Here is a 25,328-nt window from a genome sequence, read left to right on the forward strand (position 1 = left end):
ATAGGGTTCGTATTCTTGGTGTAAGCGCTTTATAATCAGGGTGAGAGGGGCGATGCAAGATGGAAGAGAATCGCAAGTGGCAAGCCAAATGGATCTGGTTGGATAAGGAGGCGGCATCCGGCACGAAGCAAGAGCGTGCCTATGCGCGCAGAACGTTCCTCATAGCGGATCCGGGCAACGTCCGGCTTACCATAGATGTGACGGCGGACAGCCGTTACCGGCTGTATATGAACGGTGACTGGGTATCGAGCGGTCCCTCCAAAGGAGACGGTTGGAGTCATTATTACGAAACGCTGGATCTGTCCGCTTATCTCGTCCCCGGCGTGAATGTGCTCTCTGCGATCGTCGTTCATTATCCGATCGTCTCATCGGGCAACAACGGGGAGAACGGTCCGGTATCCGTATGGCGTTCCGATCGCGGGGGGTTCCTCCTGGAAGGATCGGTAACGGACGAGTACGGAACCGTGCTCGAAACCTTGCATACGGACAATCGGTGGACCATACAACGAGACGACGCCGTATCGATCGGCGAGGAGAAGCTGACGCTGTTCGTCGGCGGCATGGAGACGGTGGACGCCGCTCGATTGCCGAATGGATGGCGTTTCCCGTCATTCGACGACACGTCCTGGACGCTTCCAGGCCAACTACAGGAGCCGCACGATCTGCTGTGGGGAGGCTTGAATAGAAGGCAGCTTACTCCGCGCACGATTCCGCCTCTCCGCGAGACGGAGCGTTACCCGTCACGGCTGATGCGCACTGACCGCGATCCGGATTGCGCTGCATCGCGCGTGGAAGGGCTGTTCCCGTATGCGATAGCGGCGCGCACGGATGGGTGGCTGGAGCTCGACATCGGCGAGATGACGGCGGGTTATCCTGAGCTTCGGTTGGTCGGAGGCGCCAAGGCCGTAATCAAGCTGCTCTATTCCGAAGCTTACGAATACGTAAGCTCGCATGCGGGCCAAGGCGGATCGCGGCGTGCCGTGCGCGATGATCCGACCGGCAAGGAGCTGGTCGGCAACGAGGATGCCTATATCGCGGCCGGCTTCGGCAGCGAGGAGCAGCCCGAGATCTATGAGCCGCTGGCGGTGCGTGCCGGCAGATTCATTCGGCTCTCCTATACAACGGCAGACGAGCCGCTCACAATCTTGGGACTCCTCTGGCGGGAGGTAGGCTACCCGCTTGAATCCGTCGCGAAGGCCGAGAGCTCAGACCCGGACTGGCCGCGTATGTGGGAGATCAGCTTGAACACGCTGCGGCGCTGCATGCACGATACATATGAGGATACGCCGTTCTACGAGCAGATGCAGTACACGATGGACGCCCGTTCGCAGGCGCTGTTCACGTACCAGATAAGTGCCGACGACCGGCTGCCGCGCAAGACGATCCATGACTACCACAGCTCGCTGCTCCCGAGCGGCATGCTACAGAGCCGATACCCGTCGGTCGATCCGCAGATCATTCCCGGCTTCTCGCTCATCTGGGTACTGATGGTACACGACCATTACCGCTATTATGGTGACCTGTCGCTCGTGAGACGTTATCGGCCCACGATAGACGCAGTGCTCGATTGGTTCGGCCGGCGGGTGGAGAACGGACTGGTCGGCATCATTCCCGAAGCTTATTGGTCGTTCGTCGATTGGGTAGAAGAGTGGCGAGATCAAGCCGGATCACCGCCGGCCAAGTGGCAGGGTCCGATGACGGTGTACAATCTGATGTACGCCGCGGCCTTGGCCTGCGCTGCCGAGCTGAACGAGGCGACAGGCAGAGGGGATACGGCGAAGGAATACGCCGCCAGAGCGGACGAAATCCGTGAAGCCGCCCGCAGCCGTTGCTTCGACGAGGAGCTCGGCTTGTACCGCGACGGTCCGGATGTCCGCGAGTTCAGCCAACACGCGCAAATCTGGGCGGTGCTCGGCGGCGCCGCGACCGGGCGGACAGCGACCCGGCTTATGGAGCGTACGCTGTCCGACGCGACGCTGCCTCGCGCTTCGTTCTCGATGAGCTTTTTTTACTTCCGCGCGCTGTCGATCACGGGCTTGTACGACCGCACCTTGGAGCTGTGGAAGCCGTGGAAGGATCAGATCGGCTTGCATCTTACGGCATGGGTCGAGGACCCGGTCACGCAGCGCAGCGATTGCCACGGCTGGGGTGCGCTTCCCCTGTACGAATATACGGCGGAGACGCTTGGCGTCCAGCCTGCCGAGCCGGGCTTCGCGCGCATCCGGATCGCGCCGCGGCTAAGCGGCTTGACCTGGGCATCGGGCACGGTCGCTACGCCCAAAGGAACCGTCGACGTAAGCTGGAGTCTAAGCGGGGAGCGCATGTTCCGATTGTCGGTCCGTTCACCGGCCGGCGTACCTACCCTGATCGTGCTTCCGAACGGCGAAAGCCGCGAATCGGACGAAGGCGGAGAGCTTGAGGCGGAATGCAAGCTTGATTGATTGATGTTTTCGCAGTGGAATTCTTCAAGCTTGTTCCAGAGATAACAGGTCGAATTCTAAACGCGAGGGGCGACTCGAAATGAAAGTTTTTCTAAACCAACAGCGGAGAATGACGATATTTCCGAAACTGATCATCGCGTTCCTGCTTGTGGTCGCTCCGATCTACGGTATCGGTCTCTGGATGAATCAGATGGGCGAGGAGAGCGTCCGCGAGGAACTGTCGAAATCGCTCAAGTCGCGGGTTGACTTCTACCTAAGCTCGCTTGAGGTGGGCAATGAGCAGATGAGGGGGCTGCTGCAGCAGTACGCGATCGACAAAGACATCCAACACGCCGCATTTATCAGCAATACGATGTCGATCGGAGCATGGACGGAAACGGTGCAGCGCATACAGGACAAGCTGGTGCAGATCAAATACTCGAGCCTCTACATCAAAAGCGTAAGTGCTCACATTCTGACGCTGCAACGGACGTTATCAAGCGACGCAACGATCAGCGACACGATTAGCCCCGAATATGAGGCTGTCGCCTCCGTATCCAAACTCAGGGGCGTCGGCAATTACTACTGGAATGACCGGCTGTTCATGGCGATCGCCTATCCCGGCTCCGATCTGCCGGACATGAAGGAAACGTTCGCGCTGTCGATCGAGATCAACCAGGAGGCGATGAAGCAGTCGCTGCAGAACTTCTCCGACTATAAGAATGCGGGAGCGATGCTGGTCAATCCGGAGAACGGCTGGATCTTGGGCAATCAAATGGACGAAGGGCTCTCGAACGAGCTTTCGGACTACTTGAAAAACCGTCCCGAGGACAGCGCGGATGAGGGCTATAAGCAAATTTCGGCGGGAAACAGCTCCTATTTCGTCGCTTATAAGCGCTCGCCTACGTTCGGCTACTACTTGATCGCCTACGTGCCGGCAGCCGAAATGCTCGGTCCGATAGACAAATACCGGATGCTGCTATGGCTGCTGTCGTTCGTCTCGCTCGTTTTTATCGTTGCCTATTCCTATTGGCTGTATCAGCTTATCCGCAAGCCGCTGCATCGGATGATCAACGGATTCCGCAAGGTAGAATCGGGTAAGATGGAGCCGATCCCGCTGCCGAAGTCTAGCGATGAGTTTCAGTACTTGTTCCAACGATTCAACATGATGACGAACAATCTGAAGGTGCTGATCCAAGAAGTGTACGAGCAGAAGCTGCGCGCCCAAACATCGGAGCTGAAGCAGCTGCAATCGCAGATCAATCCGCACTTTCTGTATAATACCTATTTCATCCTATACCGCTTGGCGAAGATGCACGATAACGACAGCGTAATCCAGTTTAGCCAAAAGCTCGGGGAGTACTTCCAATACATCACCCGCAATGGATCCGATGATGTGCCGCTGCATGCGGAAATCAAGCACTCCCGTTCGTATGTGGAAATTCAGAACATTCGTTTCTCCAAGAGCCGCATTATCGTCGATTTTAGCGAACTGCCGGAAGACTGCGGCGATATGCGGGTACCGAGGCTCATCCTGCAGCCGTTCATCGAGAACGCCTATCATTATGGGCTCGAGACAAAGCGCAAGGATGGCAGAATCGCCGTGAAGATCGCTAAACAGGATGGCTATTTGCTCATTTCGGTCGAGGATAACGGCGAGCGGCTGACGGATTCCGTCCTTCAGATGCTCATTACGAATTTAGAGAAGCAGTTCGCGGGTATGGAATATACCGGCATGCTGAACGTTCACCGCCGGCTGCAGATCCGGTTCGGCGCCGAGTATGGCGTGTCTGTCGCCCGCAGCGCAATGGGCGGCATGAAAGCGATGCTGAAGCTGCCGATGCCGAGCTCCTTGGACAAACCCGAGAAACCTACAGATCCTTTAGACGTGAAAGGAGTCGGATAACCATGTATCGGTTGTTGATCGTAGATGATGAGCCGATTATCGTCGAAGGCTTAAGCGAGCTATTCTCGCAGTCTGACCATCCACTAGAGGTCTATCAAGCGTTTGATGGTCCGGAGGCGCTGGCGATCGCGCGGAAGCTGCGCATCGACATCCTGCTGACGGATATCGAGATGCCGGAGATGAACGGCATCGAACTGCAGAAGGAGGTGCAGCGCCTCTGGCCTCGCTGCAAGTCGATATTCCTGACCGGATATAACGAGTTCGACTATATCCAGTCGTCCATCCGTAGAGGCGCGATCGATTACGTGCTGAAGACGGAAGGAGACGATTCGATCGTCGCCTCGGTCAACAAGGCGATTGATGTCATTGCCCAGGAAGTGACCTACGAAGGCCTGATTGAAAGCGCTCGCTCGTCTCTTAAGCTAGCGCTCCCGGCGCTGCGCAAGGAGTATTTGACCGCGCTGCTGGAAGGAGAAACCTCATCGTCTGCAGCCCGGAGAGAGCGGTTCGAGCAGTTTGATGTGCCGCTCAATCCCGACTTGCCGGTTATGATGGCCGTCGCCCGTATCGACCGCTGGCGCGAGGATGCGACGGGAGGAGATAGGGTGTTGTTCGCTTATTCGATCAACAACATCTTCGAAGAATTCGTAGCGTTGGAATTCGACTTGACATCCTTCAGAGGCAATCACGAGCGGCTGATCTGGCTGCTGCAGCCGAAGGCGGATTCGGGGTTTCGCCAGGCGATCGTCGGCGAGCCTCCGCTGCGCGCTGGCGCCGGGGCCGACGCCGAAGTCGATAAGGAAGCCGGCCTTCATGCTTACTTGCTTGGGATGCTGGAATCGGTGCAAGACGCTTGCAGCCGCTATTTGAAGCTCGCATGCTCGTTCGTCGTCTCCAGCGAGCCGTTCGAATGGGATGCGCTCTCGTCCAAATACGAACGGCTTTCGCAGTTGTTCGGCCGAGGACTCGGACTCGGCAGCCAGATGCTGCTGTCGGACGACCGGGCGAAGGAAACCGGAGACGAGAAAGCTCGAAACAAGATCAAGCGCATCCGGATGCTCGACCAATACTTGATGCAGAAGGAAAGGACGAAATTCGAGCAGCTGTTCGACGAGATTACGGAAGCCATCGGCGAGCCGGAGACGCTGGAGACGGGCTTGCCGCTCGAGGTGTTCTACGAGATGTCCGCCATCTTCATCCCGCATCTGAATCGGCTCGAAGTGTTCGGGACCGCCCGAGGTCATGCCATCCCGAGCAAGCTGTTCTCTATCCGCGAGCATCGTTCATGGAGGGAGGTTTCCGGCTTTTTCCGCGAGCTGGCGGAAATGCTGTTCGAAAGCATGGAAGGAGGCAAGGAGCAGGAGACGAGCGAAGTCGTCGAGCAGCTTCATCGATACGTGGAAGAACAAATCGATGGGGATCTGTCGCTGAACCGCTTGGCCGAGTTCGTCTTTTTGACGCCTTTTTACCTCTCCAGATTGTATAAGCAGAAGACAGGCTATACCATCAGCGACTATATCAAGAGCAGGAGAATCGAAGTAGCGAAGCGGCTGCTCGGGGAGAGCAACTTAAAGATTCATGAAATCGGCATGCGGATCGGGTACGATTCGGCCTCTTATTTCACCCGGTTTTTCAAACAAACGACATCGTTGACGCCTCAGGAATATCGTGATTCGCTCAAATAGATATAAAAGGATAAGGAATGTAAGCGGATTATTATATTCGGCGTATCGGATATCCCCCATAATGAAAGCGTACCACAAATAACCAAGGATACAGGGGGGCAAACAGATGGTGTTGAAGAAAGCGAAAGCGAAGTCGAAAGCAAAAGCAAAAGCGAAAGGCACGGCAATGCTCTTATTGCTGATTGTTATGACGATGGTAACAGCTTGCACGAACAGCGACAACAGCAACACATCTACCAATGCCAGCAACTCGCCAAGCACGGAAGAAAGCCCGACGGCTTCGTCGACGGCTTCCGTTCCGAGCGGTCCTGAAGGCAAATACGATCCTCCGATCGAAGTAACGACCGTACGCCACATCAATCCAGCGGCCGAAATTCCGCCGGGCGAAACATTCGACGAGAACCTTTGGACCAAAACGTTCGAAAGCGATCTCGGCATTAAGTTGAAGAACAACTGGAAAGTAAACGCTGAGCAATATCAGAACAAGATTGCTGTAACGATGGCTTCGGGCGATATGCCTGACTTCATGTATGTCGATGCTCAGCAGTTCCAAATCCTCGTAGAAGCCGGCACGATCGCAGATCTGACTGATGTGTACGCGAAGTACGCTTCCGATCTGACGAAGAGCTCGTTCGAAGGAAGCAACAGCCTTCGTCTAAAGGCGGCGACGGTAGACGGCAAAATCATGGGGATTCCGGCAAACGGCGGAGAAGCCGCCGATACTCAGCTCATCTATATTCGCAAAGACTGGCTTGACAATCTGGGGCTTCAGCCGCCCAAGACGATGGAAGATGTCATCAATATCGCCATGGCATTCACGAAGGACGATCCGGACAAAAACGGCAAGAACGATACTTACGGCTTGAGCCTGGACTACAACTTGTTCAACGGCTGGTCCGGTCTTGACGGCTTCTTCAACGGTTACCACGCGTACCCGTTCAATCCGACCAAGGGCACGGGCACAAATCTGAACTTCATCAAAGGCGCGGACGGCAAGGCGCAGTGGGCCGACGTTCAACCGGAAGTCAAGACCGCTCTTGGCAAGCTGGCCGACTTGTTCAAGCAAGGCGCGATCTATCCGGAATTCAGCGTCATCGACGGCAATAAGTCCGCGGAGCTCGTTACGTCGAGCAAAGTCGGAATAACGTTCGGCGCATTCTGGGTACCGACATGGCCGATCAACAATATGTATAAAGACGTTCCGGGCGCCGATTGGGGCATCTATCCGCTCGTGTCGTCCGACGATCAGCCAGTGCTCTCGCAAAGCATGGGAGGATTGCCTTCACACTACTACGTCGTAAGCAAAAAGTCGAAACATCCGGAAGCTCCGTTCTTGCTACTAAATACCTATATTGAGAAAATCTATGGAAACTTCGATAAGAATTACCATACGGTTACTGTGGATGGCAAAGATTACAATGAATTTATGCTTTCACCGATAACCGGAGGTTTGCCTGGCAACAATCCGAGGTCGGCTGCCGCGGTTCAAGCAGCGAGGAAATCCGGCGATTTGTCGGCGATGAATGACGAACAGAAAACCTACTTCGATCAAGTGGCGAAATTCGAGGCCGGCGACGCGACAATGTGGGCCGCGAACAAATTGTGGGCGGAAGGCGGCGTATTCAGCCTCCTCGGCCAATACGTAGACAACAACCAAGTGTTCACATCGGCGTATGTGGGCAATCCGACTACGACGATGATCACCAAAGGTCCTTCGCTTCGCGACGAACAAGTCAAGATGATGACATCCATAATTATGGGTTCCAAGCCGCTCGATTACTTCGACGAATGGGCAGCGAATTGGCTTGCATCCGGCGGTCAGAGCATTCTCGACGAGGTCAACGCCAGCGGTATGGTTCAATAAGACGTAACGGGGGGGATAGGGGCTAGCCGCTAGCCGCTAGCCGCTATCCCTTCTTGGAACAAGGAGAGAGGGGAATCTATTGAGCCGAAGAAATTGGAGATTGGAATTGCCGTTGCACCTTATGCTAGTGCCGGGTATTATCATCGCCCTGCTATTCAGCTACGGCCCGATGGTCGGCATTGTCATGGCTTTCCAGAATTTTATCCCGGTGAAAGGGATTTTTCACTCCGAGTGGGTTGGATTGGATCATTTCCGATATATCTATAGCTTGTCCGAGACAAGGGGAGTACTACGAAATACCGTATTTATCGCACTTTTGAAAATTATCGGCGGACTCGTCGCGCCTTTTGTCACCGCACTTCTGCTGAATGAAATCAGGAAGAAGTTTTATAAGCGCTCCGTCCAAACGATTATCTATATGCCGCACTTCATGTCCTGGGTCATTATGGCCGGCGTCTTGATTGATGTGCTCTCTCCGACTTCCGGGATCGTGAATCAATTCATTGCGTGGCTTGGATTCGATAAAGTGTTCTTCCTCGGCAATGATAAGTGGTTCCCTTACGTGCTGGCGGTGACCGACGTACTGAAGGAATTCGGATTCGGAACGGTGGTCTATTTGGCTGCTATCACTACCGTAAATCCTTCTTTGTACGAAGCGGCCGTCCTGGACGGCGCGAACCGCTGGAAACAAACGCTGTACGTGACGATTCCCGCGATCATTCCAATTACGATATTGCTTACGACGCTCGCGCTCGGCAACGTGCTGAACGCCGGCTTCGACCAAGTCTTCAATCTCTATAACCCATCCGTCTATTCGACCGGAGACATCATCGATACTTACGTCTACCGGATCGGCCTGGCCAGCGCTCAATATGGAGTCGCGACCGCCATTGGACTGTTCAAGTCGATCATCTCGCTCGTCCTTATTGCGTTGTCTTATTTCCTGGCCTATCGTTTCGCTAATTATCGCATTTTCTGATCAGCGGCAAGGAGGATTGTCATGGTTCAACCTTACTCATGGAGCCGCAAGCTGTTCGTTGTTTTCAATTATACGTTCCTTGCGGTTTTGTCTCTGGTAAGCATTCTGCCTTTACTCAACGTCTTCTCGCTCTCCCTAAGCTCGGCCGCCGCGATTGAAGCGGGCAAAGTTACGCTTTGGCCGGTCGATTATTCATGGAAGGCTTACAGGTTCGTTGCGGAGAAACATGAGTTCTTGGTCTCAATGGGCATCTCCGTGCAACGCGTGCTGCTAGGCGTCAGCATTAACATGCTGCTAACGGTTCTTACGGCCTACCCGCTCTCCAAGGAAGCTGCGAGTCTGAAGTTCCGAACGGGATACGCCTGGTTTTTCGTCTTCACGATGCTGTTCTCCGGAGGATTAATTCCGACCTATATGGTCGTACGTAATTTGCACCTGCTCGACAGCGTCTGGTCGCTTGTGCTGCCGGGCGCGCTGCCAATCTTCAACGTCATTCTGATGCTCAACTTCTTCAGAGGTTTGCCGAAGGAGCTGTCGGAGTCAGCGTTCATCGACGGCGCGGGACAATGGCAGACGCTTTGGCGGATCATCATTCCGCTCTCGATGCCTTCGATTGCTACGGTAACGCTGTTTGCGATCGTCTCGCACTGGAACGAATGGTTCAATGGGCTGATCTACATGAATGATCCGATCCACTATCCGCTTGCCAGCTACTTGCAGACGATAATCGTACGCATGGATATGTCTTCCATATCCGATCCTGCCATGATGTTATTGCTGTCGCAGTTGAATGACCGATCCGTGCGCGCTGCTCAAATATTCCTCGGCATGTTGCCGGTACTGTGCGTATATCCGTTTCTGCAGCGGTACTTCATGAGCGGCATGACGCTCGGAAGCGTCAAAGAATAAGACGTTGCAAGGGAGGAGACTGAACGGTGTTATATGAACGTTACGGCTCGGAGCGGCTGGAAGAGCTTGGCTTCGGCGACGGCCCTTTCGCGCCGTTCCCGAAGGCGGAAGACCGAGAGGCCTGGGGATCGCTCTCATCGGAGACAAGAGAGAGCGTGCTGCGGCTTGCGGATCGTTATGCGGATTACGGGTGGCCGGTGCTTAGGGTATCGGACTATCGCTCCTATTGGACGAGCGGCGACCTGTCGCGCCTCAGTCTCGCTTACTTCGAACGGAGAAGCGTGTTCGGCATTCTCGTCATTGCCGAATGCATGGAAGACGAAGACAAGTATTTCGATCAAATTTTAAACGGGATTTTCGCTATCTGCGAGGAGACAACCTGGGTGCCCCCAGGCCATCGCAGCCATTGGCAGGAATTCGATAAGGAAGAGAGCATCCCAAGCAGCAAGGAATTCGGAGTCGAGCTGTCCACCGTGGAGACAGCGCGGCTGCTGCTATGGACCCGCTATTTGCTAGGAAGCAAGTTTGACGCAATCAGTCCGAGAGTGAACGAGCGCATCGTTCGGGAAACGAAGGATCGGATGCTGAAGCCTTACCTCGAGCATGACGATTACTGGTGGCAAGGCTTCACCCCGGGCGAGCGGATCAACAACTGGAATCCGTGGTGCAACGGCTCGGTGCTGGCAGGATTCCTGCTCATCGAGGAAGACCCGGACATCAGAAGAGCGGGAATTGCCAAGGTGATGCGAAGCCTCGACGCGTTTATCGCTGCTTATCCGATCGACGGCTGCTGCGACGAAGGACCGTCTTATTGGAGCGCGGCGGGAGGCGGCTTGTATGAATGTCTGGAGCTGCTGTCGCTGGCGTCGCAAGGACGTTTTGACATCTTTGGAGAGCAGATCGTTAAGGATATTGGCGCTTACATGCCCAAAGTACACATTCACGGCGAATATTACGTAGCATTCGCCGATTGCGATGCAAAGGCGAGTCCGGGAGGCGGGAGCGTGTATCGCTACGGTCTTAATGCGAAGGAGGAGTCGCTCGTACGCCTCGGAGCAAGCTTGCCGCCGCTCGGCGCTCCGAACACCCGCATTTGGTTTAACTTGTATGGCTATACGCGGGATTTGTTCATCGAGAAGGAACGGCTCTCGCAGGGAGCGCATGCTCCGTATATACGCGATGCCTGGTTTCATGTTACCGAAGTGATGACCGCAAGGCAGCGGGAAGGCACCGAGCAAGGCTTGTACGTCGCGGCCAAAGGCGGGAACAACGGGGAGTCGCATAACCATAACGACGTCGGCAGCTTCCTCGTGTTCGCCGACGGCTATCCGCTGCTCGTAGATGTAGGCACTGAGGAATACACGGCGCAGACGTTCAGCTCGCGGCGCTATGAGCTTTGGTATTTGCAATCGCAGTATCATAACCTGCCGACGGTACGCGGGGTGATGCAGCGCGAAAGCTCGCGGTATAAAGCTCGCTCCGCGGAATACTCGCAGCAAGGCAGCCGCTCCGAGCTGCGAATGGACATCGCCGAAGCGTATCCGGAAGAAGCTGGCATCGCAACCTGGGAGCGCACGGTTAGGCTGGATCGGGACGGCGTCCCCTCCGTGACGGTGGGCGACGTATTCGCCATGAAGGACGGCGTGCCGGCGGAAATGTTCCATTCATTGATCACGCCTTGCGAGCCTTTTATCAAGGACGAGGGCAGCGGAGAGATTCTGCTGACGTACGCGCCTGGCAAGCAGGCGGTGATCCGCTACGAGGCCGAGCATCTTCGCGCGCGAATGGAGAAAATCGATGATATGGATAGCAGGCTGAGGAGAAATTGGGGCGACCGCATGTATCGCATCGTGCTGGAGGAACGGCAGCCGGTTGCTGCCGGCGAGAGATCGATATTCGTTACGTTGAGGCAAAGGGAGAGCGATAAGGGATGAGCGCGCTGAACGACATTTATAAGATCAGGGATGGCATTCGCACCAAACGGGTATCGAGCTACGACCGTGCGGGAGGCAATAATGATTGCGTGACGATTCAGTCCGGCGAGACGGCCGTGCTGGCGGACATTCCCGGTGCGGGCATCATTAAGCATATTTGGTTTACGATCAACACGATTGACCCGATGATCCGCCGCAATGCCGTGCTGCGCATGTATTGGGACGGAGAAGCCGAGCCGAGCGTAGAGGCGCCTCTCGGGGACTTCTTCGGCCAAGGCTGGGGCGAAGAGTACAACTTCATCTCGTTGCCGCTTGCCGCGGCGCCTGCCAAGGGCAAAGCGTTGAACTGCTATTTCCCGATGCCTTACGGCAGCGGTGCGCGGATTACGCTGCAGAACGAGTCGGACGAACCGATCCGGGCGTTCTATTACTACATCGATTATGAGGAGCACCGCGAGATGCCGGATTACATGGGCCGATTCCACGCCTGGTGGAATCGCGAGCTGACCGAGGTGCATCCGGAGGCCGGGGAGAACGAATGGAGCGTCCTAGGGCCGCAAGGCCATAATCGGAGCGACGCGAACAACTACTTGTTCGCCGATATCGAGGGCAAAGGCCATTTCGTCGGAGTCAACTATTTCGTGGACAGTCCGGGCCCGATGTGGTACGGCGAAGGCGACGACATGTGGCTCGTGGACGGCGAAGACTGGCCGGGCTCGTTACACGGCACGGGGACGGAAGATTTCTTCAACAGCTCCTGGTGCCCGAACGAAGTGTATTTGCATCCTTATTTCGGCTACGCCAGCGTGCCGGATAAGCTGGGCTTCATGGGCCGGACGCACTGCTACCGGTTCATGCTCGAGGAGCCGGTCTACTTCGACAAGTCGCTGCGCGCGAGTATCGAGCACGGACACGACAACAACCTGACGCTTGATTTGAGCACCGTCTCATATTGGTACCAGATGGAGCCGCATAAACCCTTCCCTGCGTTCCCGGCAAAGGAGAAGCGCCAGAACATGCCGGAAATTTCGGTACAGGACGTCCATCAATGGCGCCACGAATGGCGGCAGGCGCACGGCAGAGGCACTCGGCTGTGGGGCCATGAAACGAAGAAAGAGCAGAACGATGGGGGCAGCTAGGACGGGACTAAGGAGGCCTAATAACTTATGGGAAAGTTCTATACTCCGAAATCGAAAAGCAGAGAAGACAGACATCTAGTAGGCGTGAGGGAATATAAGCAATTTCATAGAGACGGCTATCTGATTGTTCGAGGGTTGCTTAAGCCGGACGAAGTAGCCGAATTGTATGAATTAGCCGAACAGACCAGGCTGCAAGGGAAAGATAAAGTCAAGAAGGAGCAGCATTGGGAGACCGATCCATTGAAAGAACAATTCGTCGCGGCTACAAGAGTTCATATGCTGTCCAGATTGAACGAAACCGCGGAACGCGCCATGCTCAATCCTCGCATTCTAGATGTGACGGAAGCCCTTATCGGTCCGGATGTATATGCTTTGCAATCGATGATGTTCCTCAATCCGCCGGGAAAAGGCGGGCAAGGCTGGCATCAGGATTCCTGTTATATCAAGACGCATCCCGACACTTTAATTGGGGTATGGATCGCGCTGGAAGAGGTGGATGAAGAGAATGGCTGCTTGTGGGTAGTGCCGGGATCGAATCATGAACCTGTCTATCCTCCAGAGGGCTTCGGCGGCGGGAATGTTCATGCGCTGGATGCGTTCGAAGACCTTCATTCGGTTCAGAATGTAAGCCATATTGATGATGAGGTGAATACGTTGTCGAAGGTGGTGGCGCAGTATCCGCCAGCGATACCCGTGAAGTTGAGTGCGGGCGACGTGCTGTTCTTCGATTCGCATCTCTTCCATCGCTCCTATCCCAATCGAACGACCGATCGATTCCGCAGGTCGTATGTATGCCATTATTGCAATGCGAGATCATGGGTGCCTTGGGATCATGATGGATACGAAGGGGATTCGGGAAATTATCGACAAATTTTGGCCAGAGGAACGACGAATCACCCTTATGCCGAGCCGTTATTCGGAACGGAAGTATATCTAGCAGATGAGGAAGAACAATCAGATAGCGTTACGATGATGGGTATGGATAATGGAATGATGATGCCTATGGGAATGAAGAAGGACTAAAAGAGATTTCTCTTATGCCCCGAAACTGGATTCGAGTATAGCTCGTGTATGAACCCATCGATATGGAACATGTCGAGAAGGGCAACTCGAAAATCTAGTTCTCGGCTAACCTGTCGCTATATCTCGTTTGATTGGAACTTGCAACGCCCAAAGGCCATATGATAGGGTAACGTAAGTAGAGGACGAGGGGATAGGAGTTATGACAATGTACGAAATTACGATGGATTTGAGGAACGATTGGATCAAAACGGTGAAGGAAGTGCTTCGCGGAGCGGGGTATGAGATGGAGGATGGCCTGCCCGCGAGCGAAGTGGCTGAGCATTACTTCCGCCTGTCACTCCCGGATGACAAAGCGGCCGAGCTTGCATCGGAGACGCTGCGTCGCCTCCAAGAGATGGAGTCGATCATCATCGACCACATGAACTCGACAATCGTGCCTGATATCCGCGAGCGTACGCAGTATCAGGGCAACGAGTTTCACTTCAGCTGGGTATATAATCAGGGAGAACATATTATCGAATTGAATTCGGAGTACCGGATTCCGATCTAACAACATTCAGTCACATAGAAGAGGGCGTGTCCTGACGGATACGCTCTATTTGAATTCTAAGAATTTATAAGTTTCGCACCTTATCTGGACTTAGAATTCTCGGAATGAAACGCGCACCGCCGCCAAAGGACGGCGTAGCCGTTTCACCTTGTCATGCCGCTAAGATTAGATCTGTTCTTTCATTTCTTTCATACATTCGAGCGCCGTCATGTTTATGATTTCATGATCGTTTACTTTTTCTTTAAATCAACCTAATATTCCAATGATTGTATTGTGACAAGATAGTATTCGAGCAAACGACTACTTATCCAGTTGGAGGAGATTAGGTTGAAGAACAAAACGTTTCGTACCGCACTTGCAGGATGCATGGCCATGTCCGTACTTTCCGTTGCGACGGTTAACGCGGAAGAAGCAGCTACAACATCCGTAAAGGCGGCTCCGTCGAAAAATCTGATCGTGTTGATCGGCGACGGGATGGGCCCTGCGCAAGTTTCCGCAGCTCGCAATTATCTGATGTACCAAAAGGGCGTTGAACATCTGACGCTGGACAGCATCTATGTTGGGCAAGCGACAACGTATGCGGACCGCGGCGAAGACGGCGGCACGATTGTATCTGGCGTCGTAACGGATTCTGCATCTGCAGGCACAGCATTCGGTACCGGCAACAAAACGTACAACGCGGCAATTAGCGTGTCGAATGAAGATGTGGCAAAGCCATTCGCTTCTGTCATTGAAGCGGCGGAGCTGGCTGGCAAAGCGACTGGTCTCGTATCGACGGCTCGAATTACGCATGCAACCCCGGCTGTATATGCATCTCATGTTAGAAGCCGTGATAACGAAAACGCCATTGCATCTCAATACCTGGAAAGCGGAGTTGACGTTCTGCTTGGCGGCGGCAGCGCGAACTTCATCAGCAAGGATGAGAAGGGCAAACGCTCCGATGAAACGATTGTCGACAATTTTGAATCCAAAGGGTACACCTACATAAACGATCGTTCCGGTCTGGTTTCCTTGCCAGCCGATACGGATAAAGTATTAGGTCTGTTCGGAGGCTCCCATGTGTCTTACGTACCGGACCGCTCTGCGGAGACGCCTTCCCTCGCCGATATGACAGGTGCTGCGCTGGAAATACTGTCGCAAGAAGAGAACGGCTTCGCAATTATGATCGAAGGCGGACGTATCGACCATGCGTCTCATGCGAATGACTTCCCTACGATGGTGCAAGAGATGCTCGATTTCGATGCCGCTGTAAAGGTTGCGCTCGACTTTGCGAAGCAGGATGGCAACACATCCGTTGTCATTACAGCCGATCACGAGACGGGCGGATTGTCTCTCTCACGCGATAATATCTATGAGCTGAACCTAGATCTGTGGGATGCGCAGAAGAACTCCTCCGAGTCTATTGCAGGTAAGCTGAAAGAAGCTGCGACGATCGCGGAAGTGAAAGCAATCGTTCAAGCCAACACTTGGATTACCGATCTCTCTGACGAAGAAGCGGAGCAAATCATGGCCGGAGACGGCTCTTCCTATGCACAGGAAGGAGCATATAACGCTGTAATCAGCAAGAGGCTGCTCGTAGGCTGGAGCGGTCATGGTCACTCGGCTGTCGACGTCGGCGTATGGGCGTATGGTCCGATCGCTAATCTCGTACAGGGACAAATCGATAATACGCGTATCGCAACGGCATCCGCCGAAATTATCGGATTGGATCTGGACGCTGCAAGCGACGCTCTGCTAGCCAAATATTTGTATCCTAAATTCAAAATTACACGCGAAGGTCAAGTGATGTTCCCTGCGAAAGCGATGGTCGAAGCGCTTGGCGGCGAAGCGAAGTGGGATGCGGCAACACGTACGGCATCTATTATGTTGGATGGCAGCATGATCAGCGTTAAGCTGGATGATCGTTCGGCAACGCTCGATGGCGCTGCGTATGATATCGCTAGCGATGTAGACAATGGCAAGCTGTATCTGCCGCTTGAGGCGTTTAATGAGCTGACCGGTGCAGGAATGACATGGGACTCCTTGTCGGAGCGAATCGTTAGAAAGTAGATGAACGGTTGATCGGGAGCATGTCAAATGACGGGAGAGCGGCTGCTCTCCCGTTTTATTTGAAATTCTAAGAATTTATAAGTTTTTGCATCTTATCTGAGCTTAGAATTTTCGGAATGAAACGCGCTGCGCCGCCAAAGACGGCGATAGCCGTTTCACCTTGGGTCAATCATAAGGGGGGCGTTTCATGTCGGACATCATTAGGATACAAGGACTGCGCCACGCATTCGGCTCACGGCAGCAGGTGCCCGTTATCCACGTTGAGCAGTGGAACGTGAAGAGCGGGGAGCGAATTGTGTTGTTAGGGCCAAGCGGCAGCGGCAAGAGTACATTGCTTCATCTCATTGGAGGCGTGCTGGCGCCGCAACGAGGTAGGATTGTTGCGGCGGATCAACTTGTAAGCGCCATGTCGGAGCGTGCTCGTGACGCATTCCGATCCCAGTACATAGGGTATGTGTTCCAGGATTTTTATTTGATCCCGTCTATGACGATTCGTCAAAATGTCGAGCTTGTTCTGTCCAAATCCATTCGCGGACAAGAGCGGGCTCGATTGTTGGAAGGATGGTTCGAACGGGTCGGGCTCCAAGACGAAATGGATCGGCTGCCGAATAAGCTGTCGCGGGGTCAGCAACAGCGCGCGGCGATCGTGCGGGCACTTGCCGGCAGACCGCCGATCGTGCTTGCAGATGAGCCGACAGGCAGTCTCGACTTCGAGACGGCGGGCACTGTAATGAGACTGCTGCTCGATATTTGTGAGGAAAACGGAGCTACGCTGTTGACCGTGACGCATGACCTGGAGCTCGCCAAGCTGTTCCCGAGAACGGTGCAGATGAGCGAGATCAACGAACGGATGGGCCGTAAGGATGCAGGGGCGCATGCGGAGCAGACTCTGCTGGACATGAAGGGGGTTACCGAAGGATGAGCGGCTGGACGTATATTGGGACACAACTGCGGCATCGCTCCTTCTTGGCTGTATTAACGATTGTGGCGGTAGCGGTTACGGTGGCGCTGTTCTCGTTGCTGCTTATGAGCAGAGATGGCGTGGAGACTGGCGCAAAGGATGGGTATGGGCCATTCGAGCTTGTAATCGGAGCGGATGGAAGCGAGTCGCAGCTCGTGCTGAATACGTTCTACCGCGTAGGCGCGCCTACTGGCAATATCCCTTTTACGCTGCTTGAAGAAGCCGAACATAGCGAGCATGTCGACCAAGCGTATGGCATGACGACAGGCGATAGTCATGCGGGATACCCTATCGTAGGGATAGATCCATCCTACTTCATGAGCCGGTACGAGGATCGGCGTCTATCGGAGGGGCGGCTGTACGCTTCGCTTGGGGAAGTAACCGTTGGGCAAGCGGCGGCACATGCGCTTAATCTGCATGTAGGCGACACCTTCAGCGGCGCCCATGGATTAGTGGAGCATATCGAGCTGGCACATGAGGAAGAAGAAGAGAACGCTCATCATTCAGAAGAAGACACGCATGGTGATGAGCACGCCGACGATGCCGACCATGCACATTCCAGTTTCGTTTATACGGTGACAGGAATTTTGCCGAAGCTGGGAACGGCGGATGATCGAGCGATTTTCACTACGATGGATTACGCTTGGGCCGTTCATGGATTAGAGGAAACAGACAAAGAAATTACGTCCATTATGATCAAGCCGGCAACGCTCCTCGGTGTGCAGACGTTGAAAACGCAATTTGATGCCTACAACAACGTACAGGCGGCATACACGGGCAAAGCGGTTGCGGATGTGCTTAATGCAGTTGATACGGGATCTGAGCTGCTGCTGATCGTAATGTCAGTCTGTGTGCTGCTCGCTGCCATGACATTGCTGCTGGCATTAATGGCTTCTATACAGGAGCGGAAGCGGGAAGTCGGACTGCTTCGACTTATTGGGAAAAGCCGTTCGTACATTATGGTCCGTCTCGTCGGAGAAGGCGTCGCTCTTACGCTGATCGGTCTGATAACGGGGCTGATGCTGGGTCATGGCGCCGGTTTGATGCTCGAGCCGATCATTCTTGAGCGGACTGGCATTCAGATAGAATCGTTGCGGATTGCCGGATCGGAGTGGCTGCTCATCGTAGCAACGATGAGCGTTGGATTACTGGCTTCGATTGGGCCTGCGCTAGGCGTCTATCGAACGGATGCGCTGTCGTTATTCAGAGATTGAGAGGAGAGAACAGGATGATAAAGCGGAACCGATTGATGACGTTAATATCAGCATCTGTGATGATCTCGATCTTCGTCAGTGGATGTGGAGCCAAACAATCGAACGAAGAAACGGGGTCGTTCGGTGAGGCAGTCGTTGCGGACAGAGCGGAGAGCGAGTCGACTACAGTAGGTGGAAGCAACTCCAACAATCTGACGGGAACGGAAGGGAGTGAAGCGGGCGAAGGTACGCCAGTACCCATCGACGGAGAACCGGAGGGACAATCGGCAGAGAAATCAGTTAAGCCATCCCCGGAAGCACCGGGTCACGATACCCTTGTCGACGATGCGGCCGGCGATGGAGCAATTGAGGTTGATTTGGCCGATCCAGCTGCCCCCTCCCAGCAATCTGATAAGCTTTCGCTTGCTGCCAGCCCTTCGCCCATTGCGGATAACAAGGTGAACGAGACATCTGGAGAAAAGGCGCCCTCTGGAAAGACGGGAGGGATCGAAGTGGTTCCTACTCCTGCATCACCTGTTACGGAGCAGACAAAAGGGGATTCTAACGACGCTCAGAAAGCCAAAACACCTTCCATCACCTGGTCAGGCTTCTTCGACAATGAAGATCAGACGACGCCTTCGGATCAATTCTGGGATTTGTCCGAGGCTCGTACGACGGTTCGAATCAAGGGGTTCATGGGCGAGGTTCTTTCGATAGGCAGCAACTGGTTCCTCCTCATACCGGAGCCTGGTGCGGAATGCCCGTTCGATAACGGGGATGAAACCTATTGGAACAAAATTATGATCGTATTCGTCAAGGACGGGACGAAGCTTCGGTATACGTCCAAGCCGCTTGAGCTGACGGGAAGACTCGATGTAGGCATCAAAATCGATGAATCCGGCTACAAAACGATGTTCCGCCTTTACGACGCAACGTTTAAAGAAGTGAAGGGTTAAAATGCTAATTGTTCAGCAAAAACCTCCGTTCCGCCGTCCGTTAAGGAGAAGGCGGGATGGAGGTTTTGTTAGTCCGTGGCTTGGGGAAATAGAGTCGAAGTATGAGTTCTGCCGTCAGTAAGTTCAGCGCAAACGCGGCATAGACACCTGCCGAGTAGCTGGTCTCATATGGGAGTCTAAAGCTCTCTTGAATCACATATGTCATCGCATGCACGAAGATGTTGTTAAAGCAGAACATATAGCTTCGAATCATCCATCGGCGGTGGCCGGGGATATCCTTTCTGCGGATGCGGATAAGAGAGAGAACAGTGAAAGCAGGCCACACGATATTCATCATATTAAATGCGATGCTGACTGCTTTGCCGCCAGTCGCGTAAGGCGCCATATATCCAGAAGTCAAGACAACAAGCATGACCGAGATAACATACAAATAGCCATTGGCACGATGGAACCTTGGCCAGCGTACCCGGATGGATTGGATAAAGTTGATAACGCCAGTACTAACAGCAAGTGTTGCGAAGCCAACATGCACATACATAACGTTTAGCCATACTGGCAAATTGAGCGGTTTGTCCAGACCCGTTTTGAGCGCAAGGAACTGCTTGGCCTGCGGGTCGAGCAGGTAGTTGTCCGACAATACATAAGCAAGATAAATCGAGATGACTACTATAGTAACGGTGATCAACCGCGTCGACTTCATGAAACGATCCGCCTTTCTTGTTGACATGCGCCAGGGAACATCAAGGTTGGCTGTCTTCGAAAATTACACATACCCGTGATGAAACGATATGTTTACTGGTGGTAACAGTAACAGTATAAAAGAAAAGTACGTGAATGATTTCACGTCTTGTTACAGAATAAGGACAATTTCAAATCCCGTCAAGATTGTGTAGATTTCCCGGAGAACCGTGGGATTAGCGAGGAGGTCAACTTAGTAGCGGCAGCCTTTGCGGTAAGGATAATAGGGGTGGTAAGATAGCGATAATCAGGACATTTCATTCAGGAGAGTGATTGGCAAATGGACAAAATGATGTTTGTAGAGATCGGAATGGGCATAGACCTGCATGGTCAGAATGTTACGAAAGCAGCCGTTCGTGCTGTACAAAATGCGATTCATCACAATTCGATGCCGGGTATTCGGTCCGTGCTTCCGGGTGGAGATTTGGCTAATATGAAGGTGAATGTGAGGCTAGCGGTACCAGCGGACAAGGATGTAATAGATTTGGAAGTAATCCGTAAGGAACTACCGTATGGACACGTTACATTCGAAGTTGTGGACGGCGGTATGCTGACAAGCAGCGGAATCGTTCTGGCGGACAAAGACGATGTTAACGATCTGGCTTATGTCGTTATTGCTTCGGTGGAGGTAGGCTACTAGTTAGTGTTTACCTTTATGAGCGGCAGGAGCAAGCCTCTATTGGAACGGCTTGCTCGAACCGCTCATTCCTCCGAAAACGGAGAGCTGCGCGAGTGGGCAAGGAACTGCTTTGCTACAGCGCACTTCGTTTATCCGCTTTTACACGCGAAAGCCCCTTCTGACTGGCCATCCTCTTCCTGTTCTCTCCATCAGCTCGTCCCAATGCAAGCCAGGCGAACGGAACATAACGTTGTGCTGCAGTAACGATTCCCCATGTACCAAACCATGCAAGCATAAAGCCGCCCCCATACCAGAGATGAAGCAATCAAGATTCAGATAGAGAGGTCAGGGAGGGCTTGAACTCCCGATAGAACGCAAGCAACAATGGATGAAGCAGATAGATGCCAAATGAAGATGCGGCAAGCGACTTCAGTCCGAGGATGATGTGTGTGAAGCGCTGCTTTTGTTCAAGAATCGCTGCAGTATACGTAAACACAATACATGATAAAAAAGCGTAGACGCTCCAAAGCAAATAATACGTCCATTCGGGATACGAAATACCAAGCGCCCGGAGCTTGTACCATATGAAGATATGTGTGGCTCCTATCGAGATCCAGCTCGCAAAGATTAGTATCAGACCATACCTTTGTGATGATGTAAGTCGAGTGGACAAGAGACGTTCGCGCCATACCGAGTAGTTACTTCCGACATATGCGCCGAGCAAATAATAAGCGAAATAGGAGAGAGAAAAGCTGGCTGCATGCGGAATTGGTGTGAAGGTTCCAATGATATAGAAAGAGCCTTGAATGAAGATGCCAATCGGTACAGCCCAGTTCATCAGGCGAGGAAAAGTCCGAAATATCCAAATCAATAGAGGAAACAATAAATAAAATTGAATGTTAATAAAAATAAAATACAGATGCGCGTAAGCCGTCCCGGTCGACAACTTAACGATAAAATCCGCTGCGTAGTTGGAAGGTAATTCGGCTTCTGGTCGGGTCACCGATACAGCAATATAATAGATTGTTGAAAATACAATATATGGTATAATGATGTGGTTCACACGCTTCTTATAAAAAGTTCCAAGTGTTTCCTTTGTAAGAGATTGAGTCGTGTAACGCATGAATAGGACTAGGCTGCTGAGGAAAAGAAAAACAGGTGTACCGAACTTAGAGGCAATATTTAAAGTAATGTAAGGAAAGTAATGGACAAAAGATTGGCCAGACATCTCCATTGTAGCAAAAGATGATGCGTGTACCGTGATGACTCCGATAATGGCAAATGCGCGGACAAGATCAAGCTCAGTCATTCGTACCCTTGTTGCTTCAGATGGATTAACGTCCATGGTGGCCTCCATGTCATCGAAAGTAGGATAATTTACCATTACTTACATTCTTATTGTGTTGGAAGAGTAGGCTCGTGTCAAGCGAGCCAATGTGGGAGGGTTAACGAACAACATGACGCGAAAGAGGAAAAAGGCACTACTTTTAATCGTATTAATGGTTATCGTAATTCTGGCTGCGGTTGCTGGCTGGTTATGGTATCAAGACCACAATAAAACCGTAAATCATCATAAATGGCAGCCTTTGCTCGAAGTTGTATCCATCGAGAGACCCGAGGAAAGTTATGATGTCATCGTGGCAGGGACGGATCCTGAGGGCGTGGCGGCGGCGATTTCCGCAGCGCGTAATGGTCAAAGGGTACTGCTTGTTGATGGCAAAGGAAGAGAAATTTTAGGCGGGCTGATGACGATCGGTTGGCTGAACTCGCTGGATCTGAACTATTCGCCGGAGAAATCTTCGATACCGGGAAAACATAACTTTTTGAACAAGGGAATCTTCCAGGAATGGTATGACAAGATTGAAGGGACCTCCTTTGATGTCAATACGGCGGCGAATGTCTTCTATGAGATGGTCAAAGCGGAGCCGAACATCGATCTCCTGCTGAGAGCGAGAACAATGGAGCCTTTGATGGTACCAGGGAATGGTAGTGGAGTAGAGCAGATGGTATCGGGGCTTAGTCTTGAGACGGAAAGCGGCGAGAAGGTTGACGTACATGCCGAGGCCGTGATTGATGCGACACAAGATGGAGACATCGCGGCACAGGCGGGTGTTCCTTACACAATCGGTCGTGAGGATATAGGAAGGCCGCAGGATCAGATGGCGGTTACGCTTGTATTTAAGATGAGTGGTATAACACAGAAGGTGTGGGATTCCTTCGCTCATATCGGCGACGGCACTGGCATTGACCAGATGAGCGCATGGGGATTCCTGAAGGCAAGAGAATACGTGTCCTCCAACCCGGAGCGAGTAGGCATAAGAGCGCTGAATGTCGGGAGACAAAACGATAATACTATCCTGATTAACGCGATGCATATTTTCGGTATTGATCCGCTGAATCCCGATTCTGTCAAAGAGGCGATCGAGATTGGCACCAAGGAAGCGCCGCTTATTGTGGATTATCTCAAGAATACGTATAAAGAGCTCAGTCACGTAGAGTTCGCAGGCGTAGCGCCAGAGCTATATGTGCGGGAGACACGGCATATGCAAGGCGAATATCGATTGACGACAGTCGATGTCGTAGACAATCGCGATTTCTGGGATGCCATAGCTTACGGCTCATACAGAATTGATATTCAACGGCTGAACGCACAAGATCGGGGTGCCATTGTTGTTAAGCCGATGCAATATGGCGTTCCGTTCCGTTCACTGGTACCACTTGAAGTAGACAATCTGCTCGTGGTAGGAAGAGCAGGAAGTTTCGATACAATTCCGCATGGCAGCGCGCGTGTCATCCCGTTAGGTATGGCAACTGGCGAAGCAGCCGGAGCGGCTGCGAAGCTGGTTGCCGAACGCGGTATGACTTTCCGGGAGCTGTCGAAGTCGGAGGCAGATATAACGGAGCTTCGTAATCGTCTCATCTCACAAGGGATGGAGTTGGAGATGGAGAAGTTCCCGAAGCCGGAATATGTGGAGCACAAACATTATAAGTCACTGCTGGCGGCTGTCAGCATGTCTCTTACGTTCGGCGGCGATCACAATGAAGCGTTTAATCTTGATGGTCTTGCGACGGCTGCACAATTTGCGAACAACATGCAGATGGTGAAGACGATACACGCCGCTTCGTTCGGTGGCAATCCCTATGCGGCAATTGCCGATATGGATGAACCGGCGAAAACGCCGCTTACGCTTGACCAAGCAGCTTATACGATCGCGTTGACGGCTGGTTTGACGGTATCGCCTGAGCAAGCGCTTGAGGAAGTGACGTCCCGTGGTTGGCTCGCCGAATCGACGATTGACGCCATCGGAGACACGGAGGAGCTTGAGGTTGGCGAAGCGTTCTCGCTCGTGCGTGATCTGGTCGAATTCTATGTCGGCGTGGTGTACGAATAAGTTGAGCTCGAGCGTACAGTCGAAAGAGCATCCGGTCTATGGAGGACCCGATGCTCTTTTGAGTTGCTAGCGCTTCACGGCGACGATCCGGATGCGGCGGTAGTCAGCGAACCATTCGCCGTCCCGGAACAGGAGAGGGGCAAGCGTGTTTGCGCACCGCGCAATTATGGAGTCTCGATCACCTTCTGGGATGTCTTGGAGCAGTGGTCCCGCGAAGGCTAGCAGCCAATTGCGCATGCCTGCATCGCCGCTGCCGAGCGTGGTGGGGCGATCATACAGCTCCGCGTAACGGACCTCGAAGCCTCCTGCTTCCAGCAAAGGGGCATATTCGCCAACCGTGGGGAAATACCACGGGAATCGCACTTTCCAATCCACGCCTGCGTGCTCCAACTGCTCCGCCAAAGCCGCGATGATGGCACCGACGTTACCGCTCCCTCCGAATTCTGCAACGAATCTGCCACCCGGTCGAAGCGCCAGCCATACTGAAGTGATGACATCCTGAGGTTTCAGCATCCAATGCAGCGCGGCATTGGAGAATACGGCGTCATACGGCTCTTCGCCAGACTCCAACCGGAACTGCTCCGCGTTGGCTACGCGGAAGGACATTCCGGGATACTTACTTCTCGCAGCTTGAATCATATCCTCGGAGTAGTCTAGCCCCACACATGCCGCTCCTGAGCTCGCAATCACTTGTGCAAGATCGCCAGTTCCGCAACCAAGATCGATGACGCGTTCGTCCTTCCGGGGATGCAAGAGCTCGACGAGTCCTTTCCCTAGCCGCGATACGAAACCGATCGCTTCATCATAATGTTTGGCATCCCAAGTCTGTGTCCCTGAAGTCTCCTTATCCGCCATCGCTCATCATCCTTCTCTCTTTTGATACGCTTATTATCCGTCTGCATGGGAAAAAGCGGAAATAGTTATTTGGAATGGCCTAATAGGTTGTATCAATAAGTGAATTAAACTTTATTGCGGAATTTGATATAGCATACGTTTGAAGCATTTCGACAA

General features: G+C 53.1%; 20 protein-coding genes. 16 read left to right on the plus strand and 4 right to left on the minus strand.

What is annotated here, in order from left to right; translation table 11 throughout:
• The first annotated feature begins 59 nt into the window (after positions 1 to 59).
• The 14 genes from ACX1C1_RS11845 (at position 60) to ACX1C1_RS11910 (ending at position 19,568) form a co-directional block, all read left to right on the plus strand.
• On the plus strand, positions 60 to 2,441 hold the full coding sequence (locus tag ACX1C1_RS11845; protein WP_458957276.1) for an alpha-L-rhamnosidase-related protein: 2,382 nt from the start codon (positions 60 to 62) through the stop codon (positions 2,439 to 2,441).
• A 79-nt stretch (positions 2,442 to 2,520) separates the two neighbouring features.
• Positions 2,521 to 4,326 carry a sensor histidine kinase gene (locus ACX1C1_RS11850; RefSeq protein ID WP_458957277.1) on the plus strand — a complete coding sequence of 602 codons (1,806 nt, stop codon included), beginning with the start codon at positions 2,521 to 2,523 and terminating at the stop codon, positions 4,324 to 4,326.
• A 2-nt stretch (positions 4,327 to 4,328) separates the two neighbouring features.
• A complete protein-coding gene (locus ACX1C1_RS11855) occupies positions 4,329 to 6,011 on the plus strand; it encodes a response regulator (protein ID WP_458957278.1) in 1,683 nt (560 codons plus the stop codon).
• A gap of 106 nt (positions 6,012 to 6,117) precedes the next feature.
• Complete coding sequence (locus tag ACX1C1_RS11860; RefSeq protein WP_458957279.1) at positions 6,118 to 7,875, plus strand: type 2 periplasmic-binding domain-containing protein; 1,758 nt, start codon at positions 6,118 to 6,120, stop codon at positions 7,873 to 7,875.
• A 79-nt stretch (positions 7,876 to 7,954) separates the two neighbouring features.
• Complete coding sequence (locus ACX1C1_RS11865) at positions 7,955 to 8,854, plus strand: ABC transporter permease (protein WP_458957280.1); 900 nt, start codon at positions 7,955 to 7,957, stop codon at positions 8,852 to 8,854.
• Positions 8,855 to 8,875: 21 nt separating this feature from the next.
• Complete coding sequence (locus ACX1C1_RS11870; protein ID WP_458957281.1) at positions 8,876 to 9,763, plus strand: carbohydrate ABC transporter permease; 888 nt, start codon at positions 8,876 to 8,878, stop codon at positions 9,761 to 9,763.
• A 26-nt stretch (positions 9,764 to 9,789) separates the two neighbouring features.
• Positions 9,790 to 11,697 carry a heparinase II/III domain-containing protein gene (locus tag ACX1C1_RS11875; RefSeq protein WP_458957282.1) on the plus strand — a complete coding sequence of 636 codons (1,908 nt, stop codon included), beginning with the start codon at positions 9,790 to 9,792 and terminating at the stop codon, positions 11,695 to 11,697.
• On the plus strand, positions 11,694 to 12,836 hold the full coding sequence (locus ACX1C1_RS11880) for a glycoside hydrolase family 172 protein (RefSeq protein WP_458957283.1): 1,143 nt from the start codon (positions 11,694 to 11,696) through the stop codon (positions 12,834 to 12,836). The genes ACX1C1_RS11875 and ACX1C1_RS11880 overlap by 4 nt, the downstream gene beginning before the upstream one ends.
• Before the next feature lie 27 nt (positions 12,837 to 12,863).
• A complete protein-coding gene (locus ACX1C1_RS11885) occupies positions 12,864 to 13,859 on the plus strand; it encodes a phytanoyl-CoA dioxygenase family protein (RefSeq protein ID WP_458957284.1) in 996 nt (331 codons plus the stop codon).
• A 199-nt stretch (positions 13,860 to 14,058) separates the two neighbouring features.
• Positions 14,059 to 14,409 (plus strand): hypothetical protein, encoded by a 351-nt coding sequence (locus ACX1C1_RS11890; protein WP_458957285.1) that lies wholly within the window; start codon positions 14,059 to 14,061, stop codon positions 14,407 to 14,409.
• Positions 14,410 to 14,775: 366 nt separating this feature from the next.
• Entirely contained in the window at positions 14,776 to 16,458 is a 1,683-nt protein-coding gene (locus ACX1C1_RS11895) for an alkaline phosphatase (RefSeq protein ID WP_458957665.1), read from the plus strand.
• A 187-nt stretch (positions 16,459 to 16,645) separates the two neighbouring features.
• On the plus strand, positions 16,646 to 17,380 hold the full coding sequence (locus ACX1C1_RS11900; RefSeq protein ID WP_458957286.1) for an ABC transporter ATP-binding protein: 735 nt from the start codon (positions 16,646 to 16,648) through the stop codon (positions 17,378 to 17,380).
• Positions 17,377 to 18,633, plus strand: coding sequence for an ABC transporter permease (locus ACX1C1_RS11905; protein WP_458957287.1), 1,257 nt, complete (start codon positions 17,377 to 17,379; stop codon positions 18,631 to 18,633). The genes ACX1C1_RS11900 and ACX1C1_RS11905 overlap by 4 nt, the downstream gene beginning before the upstream one ends.
• Before the next feature lie 14 nt (positions 18,634 to 18,647).
• Entirely contained in the window at positions 18,648 to 19,568 is a 921-nt protein-coding gene (locus ACX1C1_RS11910) for a hypothetical protein (RefSeq protein ID WP_458957288.1), read from the plus strand.
• Between the two features lie 40 nt (positions 19,569 to 19,608).
• Here the strand turns inward: ACX1C1_RS11910 and ACX1C1_RS11915 are convergent, their stop codons facing one another.
• The gene (locus tag ACX1C1_RS11915) at positions 19,609 to 20,268 is read right to left on the minus strand and encodes a DUF2306 domain-containing protein (RefSeq protein WP_458957289.1); all 660 of its coding nucleotides are present in this window, start codon (positions 20,266 to 20,268) and stop codon (positions 19,609 to 19,611) included.
• 318 nt (positions 20,269 to 20,586) lie between these two features.
• On the opposite strand from ACX1C1_RS11915, the gene ACX1C1_RS11920 reads away from it, so the two are divergent.
• Entirely contained in the window at positions 20,587 to 20,946 is a 360-nt protein-coding gene (locus ACX1C1_RS11920) for a Lin0512 family protein (protein WP_458957290.1), read from the plus strand.
• 112 nt (positions 20,947 to 21,058) lie between these two features.
• On the opposite strand, the gene ACX1C1_RS11925 is transcribed toward ACX1C1_RS11920, so the two are convergent.
• Together ACX1C1_RS11925 and ACX1C1_RS11930 are read right to left on the minus strand one after the other, a co-directional pair.
• A complete protein-coding gene (locus tag ACX1C1_RS11925) occupies positions 21,059 to 21,220 on the minus strand; it encodes a hypothetical protein (RefSeq protein ID WP_458957291.1) in 162 nt (53 codons plus the stop codon).
• A gap of 30 nt (positions 21,221 to 21,250) precedes the next feature.
• Positions 21,251 to 22,270 (minus strand): acyltransferase, encoded by a 1,020-nt coding sequence (locus ACX1C1_RS11930; RefSeq protein ID WP_458957292.1) that lies wholly within the window; start codon positions 22,268 to 22,270, stop codon positions 21,251 to 21,253.
• Positions 22,271 to 22,382: 112 nt separating this feature from the next.
• On the opposite strand from ACX1C1_RS11930, the gene ACX1C1_RS11935 reads away from it, so the two are divergent.
• The gene (locus ACX1C1_RS11935; protein ID WP_458957293.1) at positions 22,383 to 24,317 is read left to right on the plus strand and encodes an FAD-dependent oxidoreductase; all 1,935 of its coding nucleotides are present in this window, start codon (positions 22,383 to 22,385) and stop codon (positions 24,315 to 24,317) included.
• 66 nt (positions 24,318 to 24,383) lie between these two features.
• Here ACX1C1_RS11935 and ACX1C1_RS11940 read toward each other — a convergent pair whose 3' ends face one another.
• A complete protein-coding gene (locus tag ACX1C1_RS11940; protein WP_458957294.1) occupies positions 24,384 to 25,172 on the minus strand; it encodes a methyltransferase domain-containing protein in 789 nt (262 codons plus the stop codon).
• Positions 25,173 to 25,328 lie beyond the last annotated feature (156 nt).

Source organism: Paenibacillus sp. strain BS8-2, from assembly GCF_054483835.1.

Coding starts and splice junctions, on each gene's coding strand:
- ACX1C1_RS11845 (WP_458957276.1), top strand. CDS start 60: ATGGAAGAGAATCGCAAGTGGCAAGCCAAATGGATCTGGTTGGATAAG.
- ACX1C1_RS11850 (WP_458957277.1), top strand. CDS start 2,521: ATGAAAGTTTTTCTAAACCAACAGCGGAGAATGACGATATTTCCGAAA.
- ACX1C1_RS11855 (WP_458957278.1), top strand. CDS start 4,329: ATGTATCGGTTGTTGATCGTAGATGATGAGCCGATTATCGTCGAAGGC.
- ACX1C1_RS11860 (WP_458957279.1), top strand. CDS start 6,118: ATGGTGTTGAAGAAAGCGAAAGCGAAGTCGAAAGCAAAAGCAAAAGCG.
- ACX1C1_RS11870 (WP_458957281.1), top strand. CDS start 8,876: ATGGTTCAACCTTACTCATGGAGCCGCAAGCTGTTCGTTGTTTTCAAT.
- ACX1C1_RS11880 (WP_458957283.1), top strand. CDS start 11,694: ATGAGCGCGCTGAACGACATTTATAAGATCAGGGATGGCATTCGCACC.
- ACX1C1_RS11885 (WP_458957284.1), top strand. CDS start 12,864: ATGGGAAAGTTCTATACTCCGAAATCGAAAAGCAGAGAAGACAGACAT.
- ACX1C1_RS11890 (WP_458957285.1), top strand. CDS start 14,059: ATGACAATGTACGAAATTACGATGGATTTGAGGAACGATTGGATCAAA.
- ACX1C1_RS11895 (WP_458957665.1), top strand. CDS start 14,776: ATGGCCATGTCCGTACTTTCCGTTGCGACGGTTAACGCGGAAGAAGCA.
- ACX1C1_RS11900 (WP_458957286.1), top strand. CDS start 16,646: ATGTCGGACATCATTAGGATACAAGGACTGCGCCACGCATTCGGCTCA.
- ACX1C1_RS11905 (WP_458957287.1), top strand. CDS start 17,377: ATGAGCGGCTGGACGTATATTGGGACACAACTGCGGCATCGCTCCTTC.
- ACX1C1_RS11910 (WP_458957288.1), top strand. CDS start 18,648: ATGATAAAGCGGAACCGATTGATGACGTTAATATCAGCATCTGTGATG.
- ACX1C1_RS11915 (WP_458957289.1), bottom strand. CDS start 20,268: ATGAAGTCGACGCGGTTGATCACCGTTACTATAGTAGTCATCTCGATT.
- ACX1C1_RS11920 (WP_458957290.1), top strand. CDS start 20,587: ATGGACAAAATGATGTTTGTAGAGATCGGAATGGGCATAGACCTGCAT.
- ACX1C1_RS11925 (WP_458957291.1), bottom strand. CDS start 21,220: ATGCTTGCATGGTTTGGTACATGGGGAATCGTTACTGCAGCACAACGT.
- ACX1C1_RS11930 (WP_458957292.1), bottom strand. CDS start 22,270: ATGGACGTTAATCCATCTGAAGCAACAAGGGTACGAATGACTGAGCTT.
- ACX1C1_RS11935 (WP_458957293.1), top strand. CDS start 22,383: ATGACGCGAAAGAGGAAAAAGGCACTACTTTTAATCGTATTAATGGTT.
- ACX1C1_RS11940 (WP_458957294.1), bottom strand. CDS start 25,172: ATGGCGGATAAGGAGACTTCAGGGACACAGACTTGGGATGCCAAACAT.